Consider the following 22876-nt stretch of genomic DNA (forward strand, 5'->3'; position numbering starts at 1 on the left):
GTGCGTTATCGATCTGGTCGAATGCGCGAGCAGAACCACCGTAGGTCTTAGCCAGAACGGTAGTGATTGCAGCGGTCAGAGTAGTTTTACCATGGTCAACGTGGCCGATAGTACCAACGTTGACGTGCGGTTTTGTACGTTCAAATTTTTCTTTAGACACGGCTATATTCCTTACTATAGTGCTCTCCCCTTCGGAGAGAGCACGGGACTTAGGTTTTAATCCTGTGGATTACTTACCACGGGCTTCGATAACGGCCTGAGCAACGTTGTTAGGCGCATCATCATACTTCAGGAATTCCATAGTGTATGATGCACGACCTTTGGTCAGAGAACGCAGCTGAGTTGCATATCCGAACATTTCAGACAGCGGAACTTCAGCATGGATCTTAACGCCAGTTACTTCGGATTCCTGACCGCGCAGCATACCGCGACGACGGCTCAAGTCACCGATAACGTCACCGGTGTTCTCTTCAGGAGTCTCTACTTCAACCTTCATGATTGGCTCAAGCAGAACTGGTTTCGCTTTTTTAAAGCCTTCTTTAAAGGCAATAGACGCAGCCAGTTTAAACGCCAGTTCAGAGGAGTCAACGTCGTGGTAAGAACCGAAGTGCAGACGAACACCCATGTCAACAACCGGGTAACCAGCCAGAGGACCAGCTTTCAGCTGCTCCTGGATGCCTTTGTCAACGGCAGGGATGTATTCACCAGGAATTACACCACCTTTGATGTCGTTGATGAACTCGTAACCTTTAGGGTTAGAGCCCGGCTCCAGTGGGTACATGTCGATCACAACGTGACCGTACTGACCGCGACCACCAGACTGCTTAGCGTGTTTACCTTCAACATCGGTAACTTTCGTGCGAATCGCTTCGCGGTAAGCTACCTGAGGTTTACCCACGTTCGCTTCAACGTTGAATTCACGCTTCATACGGTCAACGATGATGTCCAGGTGCAGTTCACCCATACCAGCGATGATGGTCTGGTTAGATTCTTCATCAGTCCATACGCGGAATGATGGGTCTTCTTTAGCCAGACGGCCCAGAGCCAGACCCATTTTTTCCTGGTCAGCTTTGGTTTTTGGTTCAACGGCGATAGAGATTACCGGCTCTGGGAATTCCATACGCTCCAGAATGATCGGGTGATCTGGGTTACACAGAGTGTCACCAGTAGTCACGTCTTTCAGACCGATTGCTGCAGCGATGTCGCCCGCACGAACTTCTTTGATCTCTTCACGTTTGTTAGCGTGCATCTGTACGATACGGCCAAAACGTTCACGCGCCGCTTTCACGGAGTTCAGGATGGTGTCACCGGAGTTAACCACACCAGAGTAAACGCGGAAGAAGGTCAGGTTACCCACGAATGGGTCGGTAGCAATTTTGAACGCCAGTGCAGAGAACGGCTCGTCATCACTTGCGTGACGCTCAGCCGGAGTATCTTTACCGTCGTCCAGGATGCCGTTGATCGCAGGAACGTCAACCGGGGATGGCAGGTAATCGATTACCGCATCCAGCATCGCCTGAACACCTTTGTTCTTGAACGCAGAACCACAGGTTACCAGGATGATTTCGTTGTTCAGAACGCGCTGACGCAGAGCTTTCTTGATCTCTTCTTCAGTCAGTTCTTCACCACCCAGGTATTTTTCCATCAGCTCTTCAGAAGCTTCCGCTGCGGACTCGATCAGGTTCTGGTGCCATTCGTCAGCCAGGTCCTGCATGTCTGCTGGGATATCTTCATAAGTGAAGGTAACGCCTGCGTCTTCTTCGTTCCAGTTGATGGCTTTCATTTTCACCAGGTCGATAACGCCGGTGAAAGCTTCTTCAGCACCAATTGCCAGCTGCAGCGGAACAGGGTTCGCGCCCAGACGGGTTTTGATCTGACCAACAACTTTCAGGAAGTTAGCACCCATACGGTCCATTTTGTTAACGAACGCGATGCGTGGAACTTTATATTTGTTCGCCTGACGCCATACGGTTTCAGACTGTGGCTGAACACCACCAACTGCGCAATAAACCATTACCGCGCCGTCAAGAACACGCATGGAACGTTCTACTTCGATGGTGAAGTCAACGTGCCCTGGGGTGTCGATGATGTTTACGCGATGCGGTTCGTACTGCTTAGCCATACCTGACCAGAATGCAGTAGTCGCTGCGGAGGTGATAGTAATACCACGCTCCTGCTCCTGTTCCATCCAGTCCATGGTGGCTGCGCCGTCATGAACTTCACCGATTTTATGGTTTACACCGGTGTAGAACAGAATACGTTCGGTAGTAGTGGTTTTACCGGCGTCGATGTGCGCACTGATACCGATGTTACGGTAGCGTGCGATGGGTGTTGTACGAGCCATTTGATTCCTCGTTTATATCTTTAGGCGTTCAGTTAAGTAACCCAGAGCGGGCGGCTTCTCTGAAGCGCCCGCCTGGTGACTATGACTCCGAAGGGATTACCAACGGTAGTGTGCGAACGCCTTGTTGGCTTCTGCCATACGGTGAACGTCTTCACGTTTCTTAACTGCAGTACCTTTGTTGTCTGCAGCATCAGAAAGTTCGTTCGCCAGACGCAGAGCCATGGATTTATCACCGCGTTTACGAGCAGCTTCAACGATCCAACGCATTGCCAGAGCATTACGACGAACCGGACGAACTTCAACTGGAACCTGGTAAGTAGAACCACCAACGCGGCGAGACTTAACTTCTACAGTCGGGCGCACGTTGTCGAGAGCGACTTCGAAAGCTTCCAGTTCATTTTTACCAGAACGCTGAGCCAGGGTCTCAAGCGCGCTGTATACGATTGCTTCTGCAGTAGATTTTTTACCATCTACCATCAGGATATTTACAAATTTTGCCAGCAGTTCTGATCCGAACTTCGGATCTGGAAGAATTTTACGCTGACCAATGACGCGACGACGTGGCATGGGAATACTCCGTTGTTAATTCAGGATTGTCCAAAACTCTACGAGTTTAGTTTGACATTAAGATAAATCAGTTTGGCCTTACTTAACGGAGAACCATTAAGCCTTAGGACGCTTCACGCCGTACTTGGAGCGAGCCTGCTTACGGTCTTTAACACCAGAGCAGTCAAGCGCACCACGAACGGTGTGGTAACGAACACCCGGAAGGTCTTTAACACGACCGCCACGGATCAGGATCACGGAGTGCTCCTGCAGGTTGTGACCTTCACCACCGATGTAGGAAGTCACTTCAAAACCGTTAGTCAAACGCACACGGCATACTTTACGCAGTGCGGAGTTTGGTTTCTTAGGAGTGGTGGTATATACACGAGTACATACGCCACGTTTCTGCGGGCAGGCTTCCAGCGCAGGCACGTTGCTTTTTGCAACTTTGCGAGCGCGTGGTTTGCGTACCAGCTGGTTAACTGTTGCCATTAAATAGCTCCTGGTTTTAGCTTTTGCTTCGTAAACACGTAATAAATCGACCTCATACAATATGAGGACGCGAAATTTTAGGGCCACGTCGAAAAGGTGTCAAGAAATATACAGCGATCTCAAATCACCAGTTCATTTGACTGGCATGCTTCACAGTAAGATTGACGAAATCAGTATAGCCAACCACGTCAATTTTGGCTGAAATTTGACCAGTAAGACCTCGCGCATCCAGATCGTCTTTAAGCGCAGAGAGGGATATGGGGGCATTGCTGAGAATTTCAACGAAGCGACTGCCGTCGAGCGCGGCGATGACCCCATCCTGTATCAGCAGGAGATCATCACCTTCGCGCAGCATGCTCAGTAGCGCGTCGATATCACATTGCCAGGGTGAATGACTCAGGGTATGGAGCATGACGGCCTCAGAAAGTCAGAACAGTATCATAGTGAGAAAGGTGGTCGCGCAGCGCACCGGATGGCAGGATCGTCGCATCCAGCACGAAAGGCGTCTTGTCATTGAGTCCGCGAGCGGCTAATGAATCCGCGCACACATAATAAGTATCAATGTAATAGAGCGGCAGCACCTTAAAGGTCGCGATGTAATCGCGCGCGAGGATAGCCTGCGGGTGTTGGCCTGCCAGCAGCTGGAAAACCCCGTCGCCCAAAAAGAACACGCCGATATCTTCCGTTAAAGCTGACGTCGCCAGTAACGCATCCAGCCCTTCTCTGCCTGACGTGCTCCCGTGGGGTACAGAGGTAAATACAAAAGCGACACGTTTCATCAGAATTGCACCACTCTGTCGCAGGTCAGCGCAGCCTGCGCCAACGCGCCCAGGCCACTGAGAGAAAATCCAGGCTGCAGGTTCGCGCCAGGTAACCCAAGACGTTCGGCTTCTGCGGCATCGGTAATGCCGCGGCGCAGCGCGGCGGCCACGCAGATGTGCAGCTCAACGCCCTGAGTTTCATTTAACGCCTGCCAGGCACGCACCAGGTCAAACTCATCGTTCGCCGGCGACGTAAACCGGTTGGCGTTATAGACCCCTTCCCGATAGAAAAAGACGCTCGCCAGTTCGTGCCCGGCTTCAATGAGCGCATGGGCGAACTGCAACGCGCTGCTGGCCTGCTGGGTGCCGTATGCCGGGCCTGTCACCATTAACGCAAAACGCATTACTTATCTTGCCCTGCGAAATCACCGCTTTTGAATTGACGGATGTACAGATAAACGGTGTGCTTAGAGATATTCAGACGGTCGGCCACCTGGTTAATGGCATCTTTGATATCGAAAATCCCTTTCTCGTAGAGATTCAGCACGATCTGACGATTCTTGGCGTTGTTGGAGACGTTGCGATCGGCATTCACCTCTTCGATAGTGAACTCCAGCGTCTGGGTCACAAGATCTTCAACCGATGAGGCAAAGTTCACGGACGAGCCAACGTCTGGCGTTTCCGGCGGAACGAAGGTGCTCATAATTTGCGAGAACGGCACATCAAGGTTCATGTTGATGCACAGCAGCCCGATAACGCGGTGCTCGCGGTTGCGAATGGCGATGGTTTCAGATTTCATCAACACGCCGCTTTTGGCGCGGGTGAAATAGCATTTAGAGACGCTGCTGTCCGCGCCGGTCATATCATGCAGCATACGCAAAGCAAGGTCGGTGATGGGCGAACCAATTTTACGGCCGGTATGTTCACCGTTCGCAATACGGATGGCGGAACACTTCAAATCTTGCAAGGAGTGCAAAACGATTTCGCAATGGGACCCAATGAGCATCGCTAACCCGTCCACCACCGCTTCGTAGGATTTCAGAATATCGAAGTCGGTCTGATCGAAAGGACGTTGATCCAGCAAATCAAGCTCACTGGTTTCGTTGGTTAAAAGCGACCTGGACATGAAAAAAACACTCCTTTTCAGGAGCCTGTCGTTACGTTGTCAGGGCAGGCTCATTATCTACACGGACAACTAAATTAATACAGCGTGTATAACGCTTTCCAGTGTTAATTATATCTGCCCCACAATAAAAAAACCGCCGCCTTAAAGGCGGCGGCGTTTATCGCATTACTTCTTCGCGTCTGCTGCTGCTTTTTGGTCAGCTGCAGCGTCTGGTTTCGCATCCGCTTTCGGAGCCGGTTTGATGTCCAGCAGCTCTACATCAAAGACCAGCGTAGAGTTGGCAGGGATACCCGGAACACCCGTTTTGCCGTAAGCCAGATCCGGTGGAATGACCAGCTTGATTTTACCGCCTTTCTTGATGTTCTTCAGGCCTTCAGTCCAGCCAGGGATAACACCATCCAGACGGAAGGAGAGCGGTTCACCACGGGTATAGGAGTTATCGAACTCTTTACCATCGGTCAGCGTACCTTTGTAGTTAACCACTACGGTATCGCTGTCTTTCGGAGACGCGCCGGTACCTTCTTTCTCTACTTTATACACCAGGCCGGTAGAGGAGGTTTTTACGCCTTTTTCTTTAGCAAAGGCATCGCGGTAGGCTTTACCTTTTGCTTCGTTATCTTTCGCATCTGCTTCCATTTTGGTCTGAGCTGCGCCTTTCACGCGTGCTTCAAACGCCTGCAGAGTTTGCTCGATTTCCTGGTCAGACAGTTTGCTCTTGTTGGCAAACGCATCCTGAACACCCGCGATCAGCTGAGTTTTGTCCAGTTTGATGCCCAGTTTTTCTTGCTCTTTCAGAGAGTTTTCCATGTAACGACCCAGAGACGCGCCGAGTGCATAGGCGGATTTCTGGTCGTCATTTTTAAACGCCGCTTTGCTGTCTGCAGTCGCAGCAGGCTTCGCAGCAGTATCAGCAGCGAAAGACAGCGGTGCGTTCAGCGCAACGGCCATCGTGGTCGCCAGCAGCGTAACTTTAAACAGTGATTTCATCCATATCTCCAGGGCCTGGGGACTCTCACCCCAGCATTAAACGTAAATGAGTGACGTACTATAAATCGTTGCGGAAGAAATCTACAGACAGACACTTCCAATTCTCGCCTCTTTTCAGACTATTTTTGTTTAAATAAGTTTCTTGCCAAGGGGATGGATACTGTACTTAAGGATAAACTCAGTTAAACTTCGCCGCCGCTGGCCCACGAAAGCGTTAGATATAAACGAGGTGAATGATGAAGGACACAATGATTGAAGCGAGACTGGCTGAACTGGAAAGCCGCCTGGCTTTTCAGGACATCACCATCGAAGAGCTTAACCAGACGGTGACTGCGCACGAACTGGAAATGGCAAAACTCAGGGACCTGATGCGACTGCTCACTGAAAAGGTGAAGGCCACGCAGTCATCGCACATTGCCTCTCAGTCTGAAGAGACGCCCCCACCTCATTATTGAGGCGTAAAAAAAGCGGGATAACAATCCCGCTTTTTTATTTTCCGCGTATCGGAATTAATGGCAGCCGCAGCCACCATTGCCGCCGCAACCACCTTTACCGTGGTCGTGACCATGGTCGTGATCGTGGCCGTGACCACCGCAGCAGCCGTCATGACCGTGATCGTGGTCATGGTCGTGACCGTTCGCACCGTGAACGTGGCCATGAGCCAGTTCTTCTTCGGTTGCTTCACGTATCGCAACAACTTCAACGTTGAACTTCAGGTTCTGGCCAGCCAGCATGTGGTTGCCGTCAACCACAACGTGGTCGTCTTCAACTTCAGTGATCTCAACCGGTACTGGACCCTGGTCAGTTTCAGCCAGGAAGCGCATGCCAACCTGCAGCTCGTCAACGCCCATGAACACGTCTTTAGGAACGCGCTGAACCAGGTTGTCGTCGTACTGGCCGTAAGCGTCGTTTGCGCCAACAGCAACGTCAAATTTATCGCCAACTTCATGACCTTCCAGCGCGGTTTCCAGGCCGGAGATCAGGGAACCGTGACCATGCAGGTAGTCCAGCGGCGCACTCACCGGAGACTCATCAACCAACACACCGTCTTCTGTACGTACCTGATAGGCCAGGCTGACCACCAGGTCTTTTGCTACTTTCATGATATCTCCTGAGCGTGGGAAAATTACTGGCGCAGATTGTAGCGGAAATCTGCACCCGTGTACCCTTTAGCTTAAAAAAACTCAGGGCATATCGCTAGTCCGGATGAAAAATGCCGATCACTTGCTCTTCTTTGCGAACGTGATCGCGGGCCTCTTTGTCAGCCTCGCGCATCTGATGGCCGCACTTAACACACTCAACAATATCGATATTATTTTCACGCCACATGGCCAGCGTATCTTGCGCCTGGCAGGATGGGCATTTTGCGCCCGCGATAAAGCGTTTACGTACAGCCATCTTTCGTTACCCTTTATTCAAATTCATCCCAGCCGTCGAGCTGGCGTCGTTCCTGCTGCATCTCGCGCTGAAAAATTTCTTCCAGCTCGCGACGCGCTTCCCGCACGCGGGAGATCTGCGCCGTATCTGAATGCACCGGCATCAGCTCGCGCAGCATACGCATATCAAGCCTGCGGAAGTGCATCTGTGCGCGCTGGGCCTGGTGAGGATGCATCCCCAGCGACACCAGCGCTTTACGCCCCAACTCCAGGGCGCTTGAGAAGGTTTCGCGGGAGAAGTGTTTCACACCCGCCTGCAAAAGTTCGTGAGCTTCCACACGTCCGCGCGCACGCGCCAGAATGTGCAGGTGCGGGAAATGCTGCTGGCACAGTTCCACCAGCTTCATCGTGTCTTCCGGATCGTTACAGGTGATAACGATCGATTCCGCCGCTTCCGCACCAGCAGAGCGCAGCAGTTCAAGCTGCGTGGCATCGCCGTAGTAAACCTTATAGCCATATTTTCGCATCAGGTTCACCGCGCTGATATCCCGCTCCAGTACGGTGATACGCTTTTTGTTGGCCATTAACAGGCGGCCAATCACCTGCCCGAAGCGACCAAAACCCACGATAATCACCTGCGGTTTATCGTCCTCCACCCACGGGGTTTCCGCTTCGTCGTCCACCGGGTTCAGGCGGCGCGACAGCAGTTTATCGACCAGCTTCATCAGCAGCGGCGTGGTCATCATCGACAGCGTCACCGTCACCAGCAGCAGCGCCATCTGGTCGTCTTTAAACAGCTTCTGCGACGATGCCGTCGAGAACAGCACAAACGCGAATTCACCGCCCTGGCTCAGCACGCTGGCGAACTGCATTCTCTCCGAACTGCGCAGCCCGTAAATGCGCGCCAGCACATACAGCACCAGCGTTTTCACCGCCACCAGCACGGCCACGCTCATTATCACCCACAGCAGATGGGTATAGAGCACGCCAAGGTTGAGCGCCATGCCCACCGAAATAAAGAACAGCCCTAACAGCAGGCCTTTGAATGGATCGATGGCCGTTTCCAGTTCGTGGCGGTACTCACTTTCCGCAAGAAGTACGCCTGCGATAAACGTCCCGAGCGCCATCGACAGCCCCAGCGCATCCATAAACAGCGCCGAGCCAAGTACCAGCAGCAGCGTCGCGGCGGTAAACACCTCGCGCACGCCGGAAGCGGCAATAAACCGAAACACCGGGCGTAATAAAAAGCGTCCACCAATCAACATGCCCGCAAAGGCGAGCACCTTCATGGAGATTTTCACCCAGTCGAAACTGTCGTCACCCGATCCCGCGAGCAGCGGCACCAGCGCCAGTGCCGGGATAACCGCCAGGTCCTGGAACAGCAGCACCGAAAAGCCCAGCTGGCCTGCTTCGTTGCGGTTCATGCCTTTATCGCGCATCAGCTGCAGCGCCATCGCGGTGGAGGACATCGCCAGCCCGATCCCGCCAATGACGGCGGCCTGCCACGAAAAGTCCGTCAGCATCAGCAGCACGGCAAGTATCGCGGCGCTGCATAACACCTGCGCGGCCCCCACGCCGAAGATTGAGCGCCGAAGCTGCCACAGCTTGGACGGGTTCAGCTCAAGGCCGATGATGAACATCAGGAACACCACGCCCAGCTCGGAGAAGTGGAGGATTTCATCCACATCGCTGATGAATCCCAGCCCCCAGGGGCCGATAGCGATACCCGCCAACAGATAGCCCAGCACCGCACCGATGCCGATCCGGGCAGCCAGCGGCACGGCAACGACCGCCGCAAATAAAAAGAGCACGCCGGCTAACAGTAAATTGGAACCTTCCATCAGCGTCCTCCCGCCTGAATCGGCGATGCCAGCCAGTCGCCATACGCTTTGGCATGGCTCGCCAGCGCCTTCGGATCCTGACGTCGCGCCCAGTAGACAATAATTGGGTTCAGCCAATGCATACGGCACATCGCCGCGGTCAGCTCAAACGGGCGCAGGATATCGCTCATCGGATAGCGGTTGAGACCATCGTGACGGTAGGCGCTTTCCGGCTCCCCGGTGGTAATCACGCTACGCCAGTACTTTCCCGCGAGCTGGTTGCCCCCTACCCCACTTGAAAAGCCCCGGCTGAGCACGCGGTCCAGCCACTCTTTCAGCAGCGCCGGGCAGCTATAGGTATAAAGCGGATGCTGGAACACGATAACGTCATGCTGACGCAGCAGTTCCTGCTCGTGGGGAATATCAATAAAGAAATCAGGATAGTGCGCGTAGAGATCGTGCACTGTTACGTTGCTGAGCTGTGTCGCCGGCTTAAGCAGCACCCGGTTCGCCACCGAGTCCTGAGATTCCGGATGGGCATACAGCAGCAGCACTTTGGCTGTCTGAGACATCATTCCCCTCCCGGTCCTGTTTCTGTTTTTGTGTATCGTTGTTGTTTTGGGCTACCATGGCGGCCCGGTGCGGCGGCAAATGGTCCACACCTTACATTATCATAATGACAAATTAACATAGTCGGAACATACGGCGCTTCTATGATTGTTTTCTCCTCGTTACAAATTCGTCGCGGCGTGCGCGTCCTGCTGGACAACGCCACTGCCACCATCAACCCTGGCCAGAAGGTCGGGCTGGTCGGCAAAAACGGCTGCGGTAAATCCACCCTGCTGGCGCTGCTGAAAAACGAGATTAGCGCTGACGGCGGGAACTTTACCTACCCCGGAAACTGGCAGCTCGCCTGGGTTAACCAGGAGACGCCCGCGCTGAGCGAACCGGCGCTCGACTATGTGATTGACGGCGACCGCGAATACCGCAAGCTGGAAGCGGAGCTCAATGCCGCAAACGAGCGCAACGACGGCCACGCCATCGCCACCGTTCACGGCAAGCTGGACGCCATCGACGCGTGGACCATCCGCTCCCGCGCCTCCAGCCTGCTGCACGGCCTCGGCTTTAGCAACGACCAGCTCGAACGCCCGGTGAGCGACTTCTCCGGCGGCTGGCGTATGCGCCTTAACCTGGCGCAGGCGCTGATTTGCCGCTCTGATTTACTGCTGCTTGATGAACCGACCAACCACCTCGATCTCGATGCGGTTATTTGGCTGGAGAAGTGGCTCAAGAGCTATCAGGGCACTCTGATTCTGATTTCCCACGACCGCGACTTCCTCGATCCGGTGGTGGATAAAATTATCCATATCGAACAGCAAACGATGTTCGAATACACCGGCAACTACAGCTCCTTCGAGCGCCAGCGCGCAACGCGTCTTGCCCAGCAACAATCGATGTATGAAAGCCAGCAGCAGCGCGTGGCGCACCTGCAGAGCTTTGTCGATCGTTTCAAAGCGAAAGCTTCGAAGGCCAAGCAGGCGCAAAGCCGCATTAAGATGCTTGAACGCATGGAGATGATTGCGCCTGCGCACGTCGATAACCCGTTCCACTTCAGCTTCCGCGCGCCGGAGAGCCTGCCGAACCCGCTGCTGAAGATGGAAAAGGTCAGCGCTGGCTACGGCGAGCGTACGATTCTCGACTCTATCAAGCTCAACCTGGTGCCGGGTTCACGTATTGGTCTGCTGGGGCGTAACGGTGCCGGTAAATCAACGCTGATCAAACTGCTGGCGGGCGAGCTTAACCCGGTCAGCGGCGAAATCGGTCTGGCAAAGGGCATTAAGCTTGGCTACTTCGCCCAGCACCAGCTGGAATTTTTACGCGCGGATGAATCGCCGATTCAGCACCTGGTGCGGCTGGCACCGCAGGAGATGGAGCAGAAGCTGCGCGACTACCTCGGCGGGTTTGGTTTCCAGGGTGATAAAGTCACCGAGAATACCGAGCGCTTCTCCGGGGGTGAAAAAGCCCGTCTGGTGCTGGCGCTGATCGTCTGGCAGCGTCCGAACCTGTTGCTGCTTGATGAACCAACCAACCACCTGGATCTCGACATGCGTCAGGCGCTGACCGAAGCGCTGATTGAGTTCGAAGGCGCGCTGGTGGTTGTCTCGCACGATCGTCACCTGATCCGCTCCACCACGGACGATCTCTATCTGGTGCACGACGGCAAGGTCGAACCGTTCGACGGTGACCTGGAAGACTATCAGCAGTGGCTGACGGACGTGCAGAAGCAGGAAAACCAGCCGGACGAGTCGGCAAAAGACAACGCCAACAGCGCGCAGGCGCGTAAAGACCAGAAGCGCCGGGAAGCGGAACTGCGCACCCAGACGCAACCGCTGCGTAAAGAGATCGCGCGCCTGGAAAAAGAGATGGAAAAGCTCAACGCCACGCTTGCGGCCGTTGAAGAGAAGCTGGGCGACAGCGAGCTGTACGATCAGAGCCGCAAGGCCGAGCTGACGGACTGCCTGCAAACCCAGGCCAAAACCAAATCCAGCCTCGAAGCGTGTGAGATGGCGTGGCTGGACGCCCAGGAACAGCTGGAAGCGATGCTACAGGCCGACTAAACCGCCGGGAGGAGTATGAGTTTCGATACCACGAGCGACATTACATTTCGCAAGCTCAGCATCTTCATGACGTTCATGGAGAAGGGCAATATCGCGCGTACCGCCGAAACTCTGGGCCTCAGCGGCGTCAGCGTGCACCGCGCGCTACACACCCTGGAAGAGAACGTGCGCTGCCCGCTCTTCACCCATAAGGGGCGCAACCTGATTGCGCTCCCCTCCGCCTGGACGCTGCTGGAGTATTGCCAGGAGGTGATGCAGGTCATGGCGCGCGGCGTGGAAGAGTCCCGTAAAATTGCCGGTATAGGTCAGGGGCGGCTGCGCGTCGGCACGCTTTACTCGCTAACGCTGGAGACCGTACCGCGCCTGATCATGGGCATGAAGCTGCGCCGTCCGGACCTGGAGATGGACCTGACGATGGGCTCCAACGAAACGTTGCTGCATATGCTGGACGAGGGTTCGCTGGACGCGATTTTAATCTCCATTTCCGAAAGCGATATCGATCGTAACAGTCTTGAAGTGCTTCCCCTGTTCCACGACGATATTTTCCTTGCCGCACCTGCGTCTGCGTCCCTCAACACCGGCGAGCTGGCCGACCTGCGTGATTATAAAGATCAGAAATTCGTCGCGCTGGCAGAAGGGTTCGCCACCTACGCCGGGTTCCAGGAAGCGTTCCACATCGCCGGATTCGAGCCGGAAATCGTCACGCGCGTGAACGACATTTTCTCTATGTTGAGCCTGGTGCAGGCGGGCGTCGGTTTTACGCTGATGCCGGGCAGGATGAAGAAAGTGTATGAGAACTCGGTGCAGCTACTGAAGCTGGCGCAGCCGTATCAGATGCAGCAGTTGATCGCCATCGTCTTTGCCCGCAACCGCGAGCAGGATCCCAGCCTGCGCGCACTGGCCGCCGAAGGGCGGATGTATGCGCGAAGCCTCACGGTAGATGCCTCGGCCCCGTAAGCGTAGTGCATTCCCCCTGTTCCAGGGTTCACTAAAACTGAACGCCACGCGATGCGCTGAAATGGCGAGTGTATTTTACGAACTGGATTACCTGGAATATGACCCGCGCCCCCGTTATCAACATTTCCCCCTCCCGAGCAACGGAACGGCGTTTAGTTGGGTATGAACCAGATGCCATCGTTCCACGCATGACGACGATTTTTGTTAAATGAGTACAGCCGATGAGAAGAGAAGAGTTTGAGGTGGTTGTGTTAGCTGAAGATTTGCCGGAGGAAGGGTTAACCAAAGGTATGCTGGGTGCCATAGTATTGATACATGAAAAACCCTATCTGGCTTACATGGTTGAATTTGTTGATGATGATGGGCGAACTATTGCGATGCCTTCACTGTTACCCAGCCAGGTGGCAGATTATATCCAACCGAAGTGAGAGGCAGGAACTATTGGGGAAGTGCTCAACAGAAACTGAACGCCACGTTTGACTTATCATCCGTTATCTCTGAATATCCACAAAAATAACATGGCTTAAAGCAGGAACAGGATGTTCACACTCTACATGAAATGGGATGCTGGCTGTGATTTAGCACCGGCTGATATTCAGTTCATCCTCACGCCACGCGATGCACTGGAAATGGCGAGCGTATTTTACGAACTGGATTATCTAAAATATGCCCCTCAAACCCGTTTTCAACATTTCACCATCCCCAAACGTCGTGACGGCGTATACCACCGCTTCGCGGCGCAACCATACAACCGCAAGCACCACACGGAATATGACGGCCTTTATGATGAAGTAAAATGGAATCTGGAGCAGGGCTGGATGGTTGGCGTAAACGCCGCAGAGAAGTGGGACCGTTTCCGCAACCCCTTCTTCTTCGATGACGACGGTAATCTGGTTTATGACTGTTTCATGGACAGCTATAGCGACAGTTTCCAGCGGGAAGTACGGAATATTTACGAGCATTGCCTGAACGCACATCCGGGACGAAAACCCGCTCCGACCATTAAACAGCATGATTCCGATGCTCCCGTACAGCACGCACAGGCCACCAAAACCATCAACAGCAAAGCAGCCGGACGATTACTTGCGGCAGGTGGAATCTACAACGGCAACATTGAAGGCTTTAGGCAAACAGCGGAACAACTTGGTGGTGATGCGCCAGCCGGATACACTGAAGTCATGGACAATAAGGGGCTAATCATTGCTGGCGCTTCTGTCGCTGCGGGACTTGGCCTTAGTCGATTAGGTACGGCAAGTGAGCTTTCTGAACTGGAGAATCTCCATGTTCTTGGAAAGGTCGAGGGTGAATATTCGATGATCAAGCCTGGACCATTGAGTAATAGATTTGCCGAAACTTTCTCAGGAGGTGTATATAAAGAAATAACGCTTTCTGAAGATACAGTTTTCTATCGAGGCGGCCAGAACGGTACTGATTTAGGACGTTTTTTTAGTTACGAGAAACCTCAAGGTATTATCCAAACTCGAATCGATAAAGCAGTTCTGCCTGAATGGCCTGATGGAAGCAAATCAATAATTGATAGTTACTTTGAAGTAGAAATCCCTGCTGGCTCAAAGGTCTATATTGGAAATGTCGGTTACCAAACGGGTTTCTATGCGGGTGGTTCAGAACAGGTTTTAATTCCAGCTCCATGGGATATACCAGGAGTGAAAACACTAGGTTTTGGTAATCTAAAATGAAAGCTAATATTCAGAAATTATTGGTAAAAATAACCCATCTGCTTTCAGTTAGTGGTGAAACGAAATGGGCTGCAACATTTGAGAATTTCAGCAAGGACCTGGAGGTAGATTACGACACAACGTTAATCAAGATTAAACGTACATTCGGTGGCGCTGGGTCATTTAATGACGTAGTTTTACATCAAAACGGTCAAATGTTAACTAGTAAAAACAGAGAGTTAAACATACTGCAGGATCAACTTTATGACGCATTAACAGCAGAAATTGTGCGGACAAGAGGTCATTAAGCGCTTAATGATTGCCCCTGACATCCGTACCCGGCATAACGAAAATGTGCTCAGGAAGCGCTGCTATCATCCACTCTCAACGCTGCTGTGTTCCAGCGTAGTAGAGTTACTCTCCCATTTCAGCTGCCGCATTTTTCACTGTAACGGAGCAAGAACTCGTGCGTGAACCGTGGAGAATACCTGGTGTTAGGATACTGAATAGTGTGAGTTTGAAATGATAAATGAAATAAAGAAAACATTAACCAATATTATTAGCGTACTGCGCTCAAACAATGAGAATGCATGGGCCAAAACCTTTGAGACACTTGGTAGTGAACTTGACGTCGACTGTGAAACTTCAATATACGCATTAAAAAAAGTTTACGGTGGAATGGGGTCTTTTAACGATATTGTTCTTCACAAAAATGGGCTACCGCTCCGTAAAGAGAATGACGAGCTGGAAGATTTGAGCCATAGGCTTTATCAGCAACTTGAGCAGGCAATCGATTTAATAAAAAAAGGGTGTTTACCCTAACACTCATCATCTGCGTCGCTGACGCATGCTCAGGGAGATTTCCACCCTGAGCTATCAGTGCCTAACTTACCTTACGTTTTTCGAAAGCGCCACCGGGCAAAAAACCTACGTACGGAGCCGCCCCGCCAAATGTACCGCTACCTCAACCCCGCTGCGTTCCAGCGAAATAGACTCCCCTTCCCACGCCGCCTGGCGCGTTAAGCAGGTCAATATGCCGCCGGGCGGCATTTCAATAGCCAGTCGCGCGTCGCGTTCGTTGGCGGAAATGACTGCCTCTTGCCAGCGCACGGTGCGGGCCATATTCATCGCCAGATCGTCGGCGATCTTCTCCGGCTGCCACAGCACGCGGCCGGTGCTGCCGCTAAGATACGCTAAGCGTGGGCGAGAGAGCGTCACTTTTTCAAACGCCGCCACCAGCTTCTGCGCCGGCTCCGCCAGCAGCGCGCAGTGCGATGGTACGCTGACCGCCAGTCGTTTGGCCTTGCTCGCCCCTTTCGCCAGCGCGCGCTCGGCTACCTGCGCCATCCCGTCATCGCGTCCGGCGATCACGATCTGCGTTTCGGCGTTCAGGTTCGCAATATAGGTTCCGGTGCCTTCGATAAGCTGTTCCACCTGCGGCAGGGTCAAGCCCATAATCGCCGTCAGGCCATAGCCGTGCGGATACGCCTGCTCCATTAAATCGCCACGCAGCGCGACCAGCCTAAGCGCGTCGGTGAAATCCAGCGCGCCCGCGATAACCGCCGCCGGGTATGCGCCAATGGACAGCCCGCTGACGATATCCGGCGTTACGCCGCGTCGCTCAAGCTCGCGCGCCCAGGCGACACCGGCTATCAGCAGCGAAAGCTGCACCGCGCGGGTATGGGATAACGAAGCTGCGCTATCCAGCGTATCAACCTCCGCCCCCAACACCTCGCGCGCCTGAGCCAGCTCGGTACCCGGCAGGTTTTGCAGCATGCCTTCATGCTGCGTGCCCTGCCCCGGAAAAGTAAACAGTATTTTCATCACGCCTCCCTGTGCCACGGGTCCGTCACCAGACGCGGCCCGCGGCGGGTTTTCAACAGCGTTTTGCCGTCGCGCAGCCACTCCGCCAGCGCAAAGCCGCCCTCGGGCGTATCCACCTGCGTATCTGCCCGGCACAGCGCGCGGCTAAGCTGGGCTTGCCAGGCGGCAAACGTATCGGGGGAGAGAGGCTGCGGAGCGCGGATCAGCAGGTCGAGATCGCTGTCGGCATGGATAACCGGAATGCCGGTTGCCAGCGCGTAGCCGGTGCTGCCGGTAATGCCCCACGACCACGGCCACGGCTGCTGGGAAAGTTGCAGCGCCACCTGAACCGGCGGCTGCGTCACAAAGGGCGAGCGCAGCAGATCGGCCGTTACGCTCAGTGATTCGGGCGTAACCACGCGCGTCACGCGTTCTGGCTTCACCCATCCGGCCGCCCGCTGGTCGCGGCGCAATCCGCGCACGCCAACGGGAATACGGCCTTCGCTATCAACATCACGCCGCACCACTACCGGCAGGCCGGTATGCCAGGCCGCCTTCACCCAGGATTCGGTGATGCCTTCCAGCGCGTCACGCGCGGTAAGCCAGATGAGGTCGTGGGGGCGTAATGTTGTGGTCATGATTACATTCCTGAAGTCAGCGAGATAAACAGTGGCAGCGACAGGATACACAGTACGGAGCTTAACAGCAGCACGGCTTCCGCATCCGGTGACTGCACGCCAAAGCGGTTACCGAACACCACGCCGAAGAAGCCCGCGGACAGCGCAATCATCAGGATAGCGGTGATCGCCACAGACCCGTGCAGACCGAAGATCAAGACGATACCCCAGGCAATCGCAGGCTGGATCAGCAGCTTGGCGATGGTGGAGGTGATCACCATGGTGTTGATCTGCAGCTTACGAGCAGAGAGGATCACCCCGGTCAGGAACAGCGCAGCTGCGGTGGCGGACAGCCCCAGCGGTTTAATCGCCGCGAGAACCAGTTCCGGCATTTTGATGCCGATAGCGGAGAGGATCACCCCCAGCAGCGGACCCATAACGATCGGTTTTTTAATCGAGCGCCACATCAGCACCGGCAGCATGGAGAGGGTTGAGCCGGAGTTATTCCCTTCGGCGCGCGCTTTTTCACGCTCAAGGATCAGCAGGCAGAACGGCGTCATCAGTACGGAGCCGCAGGCGATGGAGACCGCCACGGAGAGCGAGGTAGAAGAACTTTCACCCAGCACGCTGCCCAGGATTGGCAGGCCGAGTGCCGCATAGTTCGGCAGGGCGACGGTCAGCGTCAGCACGGCCGCATCCTGCGGAGATTTTTTAAAGACTTTGGTGGCGAGGAAGTAGATGGCCGCATAGGTTATCCACATCGCCAGAGTCAGCACCAGAATCAGCGGCGACTGGGCCACGATGCCGGTCCACGGCGTTTGCACGGTGGCGCTGAACAGCGCGGCAGGCAGTGCAAAATCCATGACGAAAATATTAAGCAGGGAAACATTTTTGTTATCGACCATCTTTGCCTTACCGGCCCAGAATCCCAGCAGCATGATGACGAAAATCGGTGCAAGAGCATGAACAATTACGTAAGTCATAAATCACCTGTAGTAAAAAAGTTATAGCACTGGCGCGATGTTTATTATTTTCAGGATGCAGCCTCCCGCGTGGGCGCAACGTACGCCCACGGGGTTGTGCATCTGGCAGGTCTCTTTTTACTTACCAGCTGGCCCGCATGCGTTCGCGAACGAGTGCCGAGCTGCGGCGGTTGTCAGCGCCTAAGCGGTTTTTCAGGGTGGCGTCCTGACGCGCGTCGTTGATGGCCTGTTGCAGCGTGGTTTTCACCTGCGCCAGATCGTTATCGGTTGGGGCATCCGGGTTGCTGATGTCCAGCAGACTGGAAAGCAGCCCCAGCGTGGCGTAGTTGCTGATGTCATACGCCATCGGCGGAATGGTGGCCGCCAGTTTTTCCAGCGCCTCCACGGTACGCAGGGTAATACGCGCCGCAGATTCTTTACCCATCGCGTGGATCAGCACGCCTTTGTCGTTAAAGGCGATCAGGCGGTTAGCCTGGTAGCCGTGCGCCAGAAACGCGCCGGACATCGCTTTGCCGACAATCAGGCCAATCACCGGATGACCGGCCAGACGCGCGTTAGCGTAGGCCGCAGCGGCACCGGCCAGCGCCTGGTGAATACCAAACGCCTCTTCACGACGACCATAGGCCTGACTTGGGACGTCAATCACTGCCACAATCGGGCGTTTAACGGCTTTATCGGCATCGGCGGCAACGGTTTCGCTGACCACTTTTGCCAGCGTCCAGCCTTCAAGCAGGCCCACTTCGCCCTGCGCGGCACGCGGATAGTGGTTGTTGGCATCCGGGACGACGGCGACAAAACGCACCGTTTCACCGTTAAGCTCACCGTCTGCGGCCTGCACGGACGGGCAAAGTCCTTCCAGACGTTTGGCGTTCGGGGCGAGGGTTTCCAGCCAGAGTTCGCCACGGCTCATTGAATTACTCATCATTTCACCTCCCGGGCAAAAAGCGCTTTAATCTGTTCGGCATCGGCCTGTTTGCGGGTGTCGAAATTGGTCAGACGGTTCAGGTAATCGTCGTAGTTATCGGTACGGTGTTTCGCCGGCACGCCTTTCGCAATCGCGTCGTTCATTGCCGCTTTCACCGCGTTCACGCCGTCACCCACCAGCGCATCCACCAGGCCGCTTTCATAGCGCACTTCGCCGCCGGTCATGCTCCAGATAAACGGACGGTCACGGGAGTCGTACTCTTCAATCCCCGCTTCCTGTTCGATAACCTGCGGGCCGTTCAGGCCAAGACGCGCTTCGCGGGTCACAATCAGGTAGCTGCACAGCGCTGCGGCGATAGACATCCCGCCGAAGCAGCCCACGGTCCCGGCCACAATGCCGATCACCGGCGTGTAGCGACGCAGATCGACAATCGCGGCATGGATATCGGCAATCGCCGCCAGGCCCAGGTTGGCTTCCTGCAAGCGCACGCCGCCGGTTTCGAGGCACAGCACCGCCTGAGTCGGGATGCCGTTGCGGTTATCTTCCGCCGCCAGCTCCAGCGCCGCCGCCATTTTGGCACCGGACACTTCGCCCATACTGCCGCCCTGGAACGCGCCTTCGATGGCAACTACCACGGCAGGCTGACCGTTGATGGTCCCTTTCGCTACCACCATGCCGTCGTCGGCCTGCGGCACAATCCCCTGCGGCCCCAGCCACGGAGAAATAATGCCTTCAAACGGATCCAGCAGTTCGCGGTAGCTGCCCTCATCCAGCAGCGCCTGCGCACGCTGGCGTGCTTTTAGTTCGATAAAGCTGCTGTCATCACGCATGGCTCACCCCCTCAAAAACCTGTTCGATACGAATGCGCGCCACGCCCGGCGTCGCGCCGAAGTCGTGGATGGTCAGTTTGCCTGCGGGCAGGCTGCTGACGGTTTGCAGGCGGGTAAACAGGGCTTCCCAGCGACCGCGGCTGTTATCGACGGAAGTGGTGATATCAATGGTTAACGTCTGGCCCGGTTCGGCGGCGAAAAGCACCTCCATATCCCCGGAACCGACAACCCCTGCCAGCGCTTTACCGCTTAACGCGCGGCTGGCAGGCATGGTTAATGTGATTTTTTCCATAACATCCTCTTAATGCTTTGAATAAGGCGTTTCGACGCGGTCGAGAAACAGCGTGGCGGCAAGCAGGTCGGCAGCGCCGCCCGGTGAGGCGTTGAGTGCCAGCATCTGACGATCTAACGTTGCCAGCGCCAGTTGGCCTGCGGGCGTGGCACATCCTCCGGCGTTCAGCACGGCGCGGGCGCCGTCCTGCATGGCGTCCAGCCCCTCCATTCCGGCGCGCGACAGCACGCAGGTATCGGTAAGCGACGTCATGATGGCCATCAGCGCGTCGAGCCTCGCCTGCGCTTCGCTGCTGCCGTTAAGTCGGCTCAGACGAAGCTGCGGCAGCGCACGCTGCATAATGTGCGGAAACGCCTGCTGCGCCTCTTCACGCGCGCCCGGCACGCGATAGCGATGCGTGGCGCGTAGCCCTTTGCTGAACACTTTCGGTGCGGCGTCATCCGGCAGTTTTGCCAGCCGGGCGGCAGTGTCTGCGACGGTTTGCGCAGAGGCGTCGCCGCCCTGCATCGCCACCGCGCTGACCAGTAATCCCAGCGCCCAAATCGCACCCCGGTGGGTATTGACCCCGCCGGTTGCATTCATCATCTGCTGCTCGCCTTCGCGGCCAAGCCGCCCGACGGTTTGCCTGAGCGCAACGTCAGCCGGACGCTGCCAGCTTTGCTGCGCCAGCGCCTGAAACGTAGGGGTCAGGCTGTGCGCGGAGCGCTCCATCAGCGCCAGCGTAAGATCGTGGTGCGCGCCGTTCCCCCGACTGTCCACCAGACCGGGTTTCGGGCTTAATCGTGCTTCGTCAATCAGACACTGCGTGGCGGTTCGCGCCAGCCATTCGGCACCGCCTTCAACCTGAATCTGGGGCAGAAGTTTCATTACCAGCTCCGGAATTTCGCAGGTGGGTTATACAGACCGCCGGACCACTCAACGAGGTCAGACACGCTGCCCGCCGCCAGCAGTGAGCGGGTGGCATCGGTGCGGCGAATGCCCATATCTTCCGGGTAAACCACTTTTCCGCTCTGGCGAAGTTCTGCGACGCGTTTGGCGTCTACGCCCAGACCGATATCGGTGATCCCCGCCACGGCGGCAACCATCGCCCGACGCTCTTCCAGATCTTTGGCGCGATAGAGGTAAGCAATCCCCTCTTCGGTCAGGACGTGGGTCACGTCATCGCCGTAAATCATTACCGGTGCCAGCGGCATCCCGGAGGCTTTCGCCACGTCGACGGCATCCAGTTTCTCCACAAAGGTTGGCTTCACGCCTGCCTGGAAGGTTTCCACCATCTGCACGACCAGTTTTTTACCGCGCTGCAGTGGGTCAGGCTCGGTGATCATGTTCAGCCAGGCCGGTGTGGCGTGGCGACGACCGTGCGGATCGTGCCCCATGTTTGGCGCGCCGCCGAAGCCGGAAAGACGCCCGCGGGTCACGGTTGAGGAGTTAGCGTAGCCGTCCACCTGGAGGGTGGAGCCAATAAACATATCCACTGCATACTGGCCTGCCAGCTGGCAGAAGGCGCGGTTGGAACGCATGGAGCCGTCGGCACCGGTAAAGAAGATGTCCGGGCGGGCGCGGATGTACTCTTCCATCCCCAGCTCACCGCCGAAGCAGTGCACGCTTTCCACCCAGCCGCTTTCAATCGCCGGGATCAACGTTGGATGCGGGTTCAGGGTCCAGTGCTTACAGATTTTGCCCTTCAGGCCGAGCTGTTCGCCGTAGGTCGGCAGCAGCAGCTCAATCGCTGCGGTGTTAAAGCCGATCCCGTGGTTGAGGGACTGCACCTGATGTTCCGCGTAGATGCCCTTAATCGCCATCATCGCCATCAGGATGTGTTCCTGTTTGATCAGGCGCGGGTCGCGGGTGAACAGCGGTTCAATAAAGAACGGCTTGTCGGCCACTACCACGTAGTCGATCCAGGAGCCTGGAATATCCACGCGCGGCAGATCGCATTCGTCGTCCACCAGCTCGTTCACCTGTGCGATGACGATCCCGTCGTGGAACGCGGCGGCTTCAACCAGCGCCGGGGTATCTTCGGTGCTCGCCCCGGTATACAGGTTGCCTTTACGGTCCGCTTTGAAACCGGCGATGAGCGCAACGTTCGGAGAAAGATCGACATACAGGCGTGAATAGAGCTCGATGTAGGTATGAATGGCACCGATTTCGAGCTGGCCGTCTTCCAGCAGCTGCGAAATACGCAGGCTCTGGGTGCCGGAGAAAGAGAAGTCCAGTTTGCGGGCGATGCCTTTTTCAAAGATATCCAGATGCTCGCTGCGACCGACGCTTGGCATGATCATATGCAGGTCATGCACGATTTGCGGGTTGACGTCGGCGAGGGAGCGGGAAAGGAAATCGGCCTGTTTCTGGTTGTTACCTTCCAGAACGACTTTGTCGCCAGGCGCGATCAGTTTTTCCAGCATGGCGACGATATCGCCGGTGGGTAGTACCTTGCCCTGCACCGGTACGGATGCCAGACGGCGCGCTTTTTCCGTGCGTCGTGTGTTCCATTGCCGGGTAGGTGTTTGCCCAGATAACATTATTAACCTCCTGATTCAGCACATCATTCTGATTGCTTAACGTTGAGTAAAGTGTGCGCTCTGGTGAGAAAGGCATCAATTAAGCGTAGAGCGTAATCATTAGCCTGAGAGTAATAATCTCAGTAAAGAAATGTGATCGGGATCAGTTCATGTTTCGGAAAAACGGGCTAAACGGGGTACAATTCGGAAGATATCGTAAAT

Annotated in this window: 28 protein-coding genes; 7 read left to right on the forward strand and 21 right to left on the reverse strand. The window is 55.3% G+C overall.

Annotated elements, in window-relative coordinates:
* From QLG21_RS04160 to fkpA, 9 genes are all read right to left on the reverse strand, one after another.
* The coding region (locus QLG21_RS04160) for a GTP-binding protein (protein WP_227507214.1) at nt 1–160 on the reverse strand (160 nt) is incomplete at its 3' end.
* A 69-nt stretch (nt 161–229) separates the two neighbouring features.
* Nucleotides 230–2344, reverse strand: a complete 2115-nt coding sequence (gene fusA / locus QLG21_RS04165; RefSeq protein ID WP_137903692.1) for an elongation factor G — start codon at nt 2342–2344, stop codon at nt 230–232.
* Nucleotides 2345–2440: 96 nt separating this feature from the next.
* The gene (gene rpsG / locus QLG21_RS04170) at nt 2441–2911 is read right to left on the reverse strand and encodes a 30S ribosomal protein S7 (RefSeq protein WP_004106370.1); all 471 of its coding nucleotides are present in this window, start codon (nt 2909–2911) and stop codon (nt 2441–2443) included.
* A 96-nt stretch (nt 2912–3007) separates the two neighbouring features.
* Nucleotides 3008–3382 carry a 30S ribosomal protein S12 gene (gene rpsL, locus QLG21_RS04175; protein WP_000246815.1) on the reverse strand — a complete coding sequence of 125 codons (375 nt, stop codon included), beginning with the start codon at nt 3380–3382 and terminating at the stop codon, nt 3008–3010.
* Between the two features lie 124 nt (nt 3383–3506).
* Nucleotides 3507–3794 (reverse strand): sulfurtransferase complex subunit TusB, encoded by a 288-nt coding sequence (gene tusB / locus QLG21_RS04180; protein WP_006177823.1) that lies wholly within the window; start codon nt 3792–3794, stop codon nt 3507–3509.
* 7 nt (nt 3795–3801) lie between these two features.
* Nucleotides 3802–4161 carry a sulfurtransferase complex subunit TusC gene (gene tusC, locus QLG21_RS04185; RefSeq protein ID WP_282483935.1) on the reverse strand — a complete coding sequence of 120 codons (360 nt, stop codon included), beginning with the start codon at nt 4159–4161 and terminating at the stop codon, nt 3802–3804.
* On the reverse strand, nt 4161–4547 hold the full coding sequence (gene tusD, locus QLG21_RS04190) for a sulfurtransferase complex subunit TusD (RefSeq protein WP_101738390.1): 387 nt from the start codon (nt 4545–4547) through the stop codon (nt 4161–4163). The genes tusC and tusD overlap by 1 nt, the downstream gene beginning before the upstream one ends.
* Nucleotides 4547–5269 carry a transcriptional regulator gene (locus tag QLG21_RS04195; protein WP_058609456.1) on the reverse strand — a complete coding sequence of 241 codons (723 nt, stop codon included), beginning with the start codon at nt 5267–5269 and terminating at the stop codon, nt 4547–4549. Before QLG21_RS04195 ends, tusD begins: the two co-directional genes overlap by 1 nt.
* Nucleotides 5270–5434: 165 nt before the next feature.
* Complete coding sequence (gene fkpA, locus QLG21_RS04200; protein ID WP_006177827.1) at nt 5435–6256, reverse strand: FKBP-type peptidyl-prolyl cis-trans isomerase; 822 nt, start codon at nt 6254–6256, stop codon at nt 5435–5437.
* A 236-nt stretch (nt 6257–6492) separates the two neighbouring features.
* Between fkpA and QLG21_RS04205 the strand changes: the two genes are divergently transcribed.
* Complete coding sequence (locus QLG21_RS04205) at nt 6493–6711, forward strand: protein SlyX (RefSeq protein WP_042321599.1); 219 nt, start codon at nt 6493–6495, stop codon at nt 6709–6711.
* Nucleotides 6712–6765: 54 nt separating this feature from the next.
* On the opposite strand, the gene slyD is transcribed toward QLG21_RS04205, so the two are convergent.
* From slyD to kefG, 4 genes are all read right to left on the reverse strand, one after another.
* Nucleotides 6766–7359: a peptidylprolyl isomerase gene (slyD, locus tag QLG21_RS04210; RefSeq protein ID WP_006177830.1), complete on the reverse strand. Its 594-nt coding sequence runs from the start codon at nt 7357–7359 to the stop codon at nt 6766–6768.
* A gap of 94 nt (nt 7360–7453) precedes the next feature.
* Entirely contained in the window at nt 7454–7654 is a 201-nt protein-coding gene (locus QLG21_RS04215) for a YheV family putative zinc ribbon protein (protein ID WP_003861689.1), read from the reverse strand.
* Nucleotides 7655–7667: 13 nt separating this feature from the next.
* Entirely contained in the window at nt 7668–9473 is a 1806-nt protein-coding gene (gene kefB, locus QLG21_RS04220; protein ID WP_006177832.1) for a glutathione-regulated potassium-efflux system protein KefB, read from the reverse strand.
* Nucleotides 9473–10024 (reverse strand): glutathione-regulated potassium-efflux system ancillary protein KefG, encoded by a 552-nt coding sequence (gene kefG / locus QLG21_RS04225; RefSeq protein ID WP_161975921.1) that lies wholly within the window; start codon nt 10022–10024, stop codon nt 9473–9475. The genes kefB and kefG overlap by 1 nt, the downstream gene beginning before the upstream one ends.
* Before the next feature lie 141 nt (nt 10025–10165).
* Between kefG and QLG21_RS04230 the strand changes: the two genes are divergently transcribed.
* The 6 genes from QLG21_RS04230 (at nt 10166) to QLG21_RS04255 (ending at nt 15525) form a co-directional block, all read left to right on the forward strand.
* Nucleotides 10166–12070 (forward strand): ABC transporter ATP-binding protein, encoded by a 1905-nt coding sequence (locus QLG21_RS04230; protein ID WP_282483936.1) that lies wholly within the window; start codon nt 10166–10168, stop codon nt 12068–12070.
* A gap of 15 nt (nt 12071–12085) precedes the next feature.
* Nucleotides 12086–13027, forward strand: coding sequence for a LysR family transcriptional regulator (locus tag QLG21_RS04235; protein ID WP_282483937.1), 942 nt, complete (start codon nt 12086–12088; stop codon nt 13025–13027).
* Nucleotides 13028–13248: 221 nt separating this feature from the next.
* A complete protein-coding gene (locus QLG21_RS04240; RefSeq protein ID WP_101738392.1) occupies nt 13249–13455 on the forward strand; it encodes a DUF4926 domain-containing protein in 207 nt (68 codons plus the stop codon).
* A gap of 111 nt (nt 13456–13566) precedes the next feature.
* On the forward strand, nt 13567–14724 hold the full coding sequence (locus QLG21_RS04245) for a hypothetical protein (protein WP_282483938.1): 1158 nt from the start codon (nt 13567–13569) through the stop codon (nt 14722–14724).
* The gene (locus tag QLG21_RS04250; RefSeq protein WP_282483939.1) at nt 14721–15011 is read left to right on the forward strand and encodes a hypothetical protein; all 291 of its coding nucleotides are present in this window, start codon (nt 14721–14723) and stop codon (nt 15009–15011) included. Before QLG21_RS04245 ends, QLG21_RS04250 begins: the two co-directional genes overlap by 4 nt.
* Before the next feature lie 214 nt (nt 15012–15225).
* Entirely contained in the window at nt 15226–15525 is a 300-nt protein-coding gene (locus QLG21_RS04255; protein WP_282483940.1) for a hypothetical protein, read from the forward strand.
* Between the two features lie 105 nt (nt 15526–15630).
* On the opposite strand, the gene mdcH is transcribed toward QLG21_RS04255, so the two are convergent.
* The 8 genes from mdcH to mdcA form a co-directional block, all read right to left on the reverse strand.
* On the reverse strand, nt 15631–16527 hold the full coding sequence (gene mdcH, locus QLG21_RS04260) for a malonate decarboxylase subunit epsilon (protein WP_282483941.1): 897 nt from the start codon (nt 16525–16527) through the stop codon (nt 15631–15633).
* Nucleotides 16527–17144 (reverse strand): malonate decarboxylase holo-ACP synthase, encoded by a 618-nt coding sequence (locus QLG21_RS04265; protein WP_282483942.1) that lies wholly within the window; start codon nt 17142–17144, stop codon nt 16527–16529. Before QLG21_RS04265 ends, mdcH begins: the two co-directional genes overlap by 1 nt.
* 2 nt (nt 17145–17146) lie before the next feature.
* The gene (locus QLG21_RS04270) at nt 17147–18106 is read right to left on the reverse strand and encodes an AEC family transporter (protein WP_006177842.1); all 960 of its coding nucleotides are present in this window, start codon (nt 18104–18106) and stop codon (nt 17147–17149) included.
* A gap of 121 nt (nt 18107–18227) precedes the next feature.
* Complete coding sequence (mdcE, locus tag QLG21_RS04275) at nt 18228–19028, reverse strand: biotin-independent malonate decarboxylase subunit gamma (protein WP_042321604.1); 801 nt, start codon at nt 19026–19028, stop codon at nt 18228–18230.
* The gene (locus tag QLG21_RS04280; protein ID WP_046886743.1) at nt 19028–19861 is read right to left on the reverse strand and encodes a biotin-independent malonate decarboxylase subunit beta; all 834 of its coding nucleotides are present in this window, start codon (nt 19859–19861) and stop codon (nt 19028–19030) included. Before QLG21_RS04280 ends, mdcE begins: the two co-directional genes overlap by 1 nt.
* Entirely contained in the window at nt 19854–20153 is a 300-nt protein-coding gene (gene mdcC / locus QLG21_RS04285) for a malonate decarboxylase acyl carrier protein (RefSeq protein WP_006177845.1), read from the reverse strand. The genes QLG21_RS04280 and mdcC overlap by 8 nt, the downstream gene beginning before the upstream one ends.
* A 9-nt stretch (nt 20154–20162) precedes the next feature.
* Nucleotides 20163–21020 (reverse strand): triphosphoribosyl-dephospho-CoA synthase, encoded by an 858-nt coding sequence (locus tag QLG21_RS04290; protein ID WP_006177846.1) that lies wholly within the window; start codon nt 21018–21020, stop codon nt 20163–20165.
* Entirely contained in the window at nt 21020–22675 is a 1656-nt protein-coding gene (gene mdcA, locus QLG21_RS04295) for a malonate decarboxylase subunit alpha (RefSeq protein WP_040078326.1), read from the reverse strand. The genes QLG21_RS04290 and mdcA overlap by 1 nt, the downstream gene beginning before the upstream one ends.
* Nucleotides 22676–22876: the final 201 nt, after the last annotated feature.

The sequence above is a fragment of the Enterobacter sp. V87_3 genome, assembly GCF_029967835.1.
In the GTDB taxonomy this organism is placed as follows: domain Bacteria; phylum Pseudomonadota; class Gammaproteobacteria; order Enterobacterales; family Enterobacteriaceae; genus Enterobacter; species Enterobacter cancerogenus.

Coding starts and splice junctions, on each gene's coding strand:
- QLG21_RS04205 (WP_042321599.1), top strand. CDS start 6,493: ATGAAGGACACAATGATTGAAGCGAGACTGGCTGAACTGGAAAGCCGC.
- mdcA (WP_040078326.1), bottom strand. CDS start 22,675: ATGTTATCTGGGCAAACACCTACCCGGCAATGGAACACACGACGCACG.
- tusB (WP_006177823.1), bottom strand. CDS start 3,794: ATGCTCCATACCCTGAGTCATTCACCCTGGCAATGTGATATCGACGCG.
- QLG21_RS04290 (WP_006177846.1), bottom strand. CDS start 21,020: ATGAAACTTCTGCCCCAGATTCAGGTTGAAGGCGGTGCCGAATGGCTG.
- QLG21_RS04280 (WP_046886743.1), bottom strand. CDS start 19,861: ATGCGTGATGACAGCAGCTTTATCGAACTAAAAGCACGCCAGCGTGCG.
- kefG (WP_161975921.1), bottom strand. CDS start 10,024: ATGTCTCAGACAGCCAAAGTGCTGCTGCTGTATGCCCATCCGGAATCT.
- QLG21_RS04240 (WP_101738392.1), top strand. CDS start 13,249: ATGAGAAGAGAAGAGTTTGAGGTGGTTGTGTTAGCTGAAGATTTGCCG.
- mdcC (WP_006177845.1), bottom strand. CDS start 20,153: ATGGAAAAAATCACATTAACCATGCCTGCCAGCCGCGCGTTAAGCGGT.
- fusA (WP_137903692.1), bottom strand. CDS start 2,344: ATGGCTCGTACAACACCCATCGCACGCTACCGTAACATCGGTATCAGT.
- mdcH (WP_282483941.1), bottom strand. CDS start 16,527: ATGAAAATACTGTTTACTTTTCCGGGGCAGGGCACGCAGCATGAAGGC.
- QLG21_RS04255 (WP_282483940.1), top strand. CDS start 15,226: ATGATAAATGAAATAAAGAAAACATTAACCAATATTATTAGCGTACTG.
- tusD (WP_101738390.1), bottom strand. CDS start 4,547: ATGCGTTTTGCGTTAATGGTGACAGGCCCGGCATACGGCACCCAGCAG.
- QLG21_RS04245 (WP_282483938.1), top strand. CDS start 13,567: ATGTTCACACTCTACATGAAATGGGATGCTGGCTGTGATTTAGCACCG.
- QLG21_RS04235 (WP_282483937.1), top strand. CDS start 12,086: ATGAGTTTCGATACCACGAGCGACATTACATTTCGCAAGCTCAGCATC.
- tusC (WP_282483935.1), bottom strand. CDS start 4,161: ATGAAACGTGTCGCTTTTGTATTTACCTCTGTACCCCACGGGAGCACG.
- QLG21_RS04265 (WP_282483942.1), bottom strand. CDS start 17,144: ATGACCACAACATTACGCCCCCACGACCTCATCTGGCTTACCGCGCGT.
- QLG21_RS04250 (WP_282483939.1), top strand. CDS start 14,721: ATGAAAGCTAATATTCAGAAATTATTGGTAAAAATAACCCATCTGCTT.
- mdcE (WP_042321604.1), bottom strand. CDS start 19,028: ATGAGTAATTCAATGAGCCGTGGCGAACTCTGGCTGGAAACCCTCGCC.
- QLG21_RS04195 (WP_058609456.1), bottom strand. CDS start 5,269: ATGTCCAGGTCGCTTTTAACCAACGAAACCAGTGAGCTTGATTTGCTG.
- slyD (WP_006177830.1), bottom strand. CDS start 7,359: ATGAAAGTAGCAAAAGACCTGGTGGTCAGCCTGGCCTATCAGGTACGT.
- kefB (WP_006177832.1), bottom strand. CDS start 9,473: ATGGAAGGTTCCAATTTACTGTTAGCCGGCGTGCTCTTTTTATTTGCG.
- fkpA (WP_006177827.1), bottom strand. CDS start 6,256: ATGAAATCACTGTTTAAAGTTACGCTGCTGGCGACCACGATGGCCGTT.
- rpsG (WP_004106370.1), bottom strand. CDS start 2,911: ATGCCACGTCGTCGCGTCATTGGTCAGCGTAAAATTCTTCCAGATCCG.
- QLG21_RS04230 (WP_282483936.1), top strand. CDS start 10,166: ATGATTGTTTTCTCCTCGTTACAAATTCGTCGCGGCGTGCGCGTCCTG.
- rpsL (WP_000246815.1), bottom strand. CDS start 3,382: ATGGCAACAGTTAACCAGCTGGTACGCAAACCACGCGCTCGCAAAGTT.
- QLG21_RS04215 (WP_003861689.1), bottom strand. CDS start 7,654: ATGGCTGTACGTAAACGCTTTATCGCGGGCGCAAAATGCCCATCCTGC.
- QLG21_RS04270 (WP_006177842.1), bottom strand. CDS start 18,106: ATGACTTACGTAATTGTTCATGCTCTTGCACCGATTTTCGTCATCATG.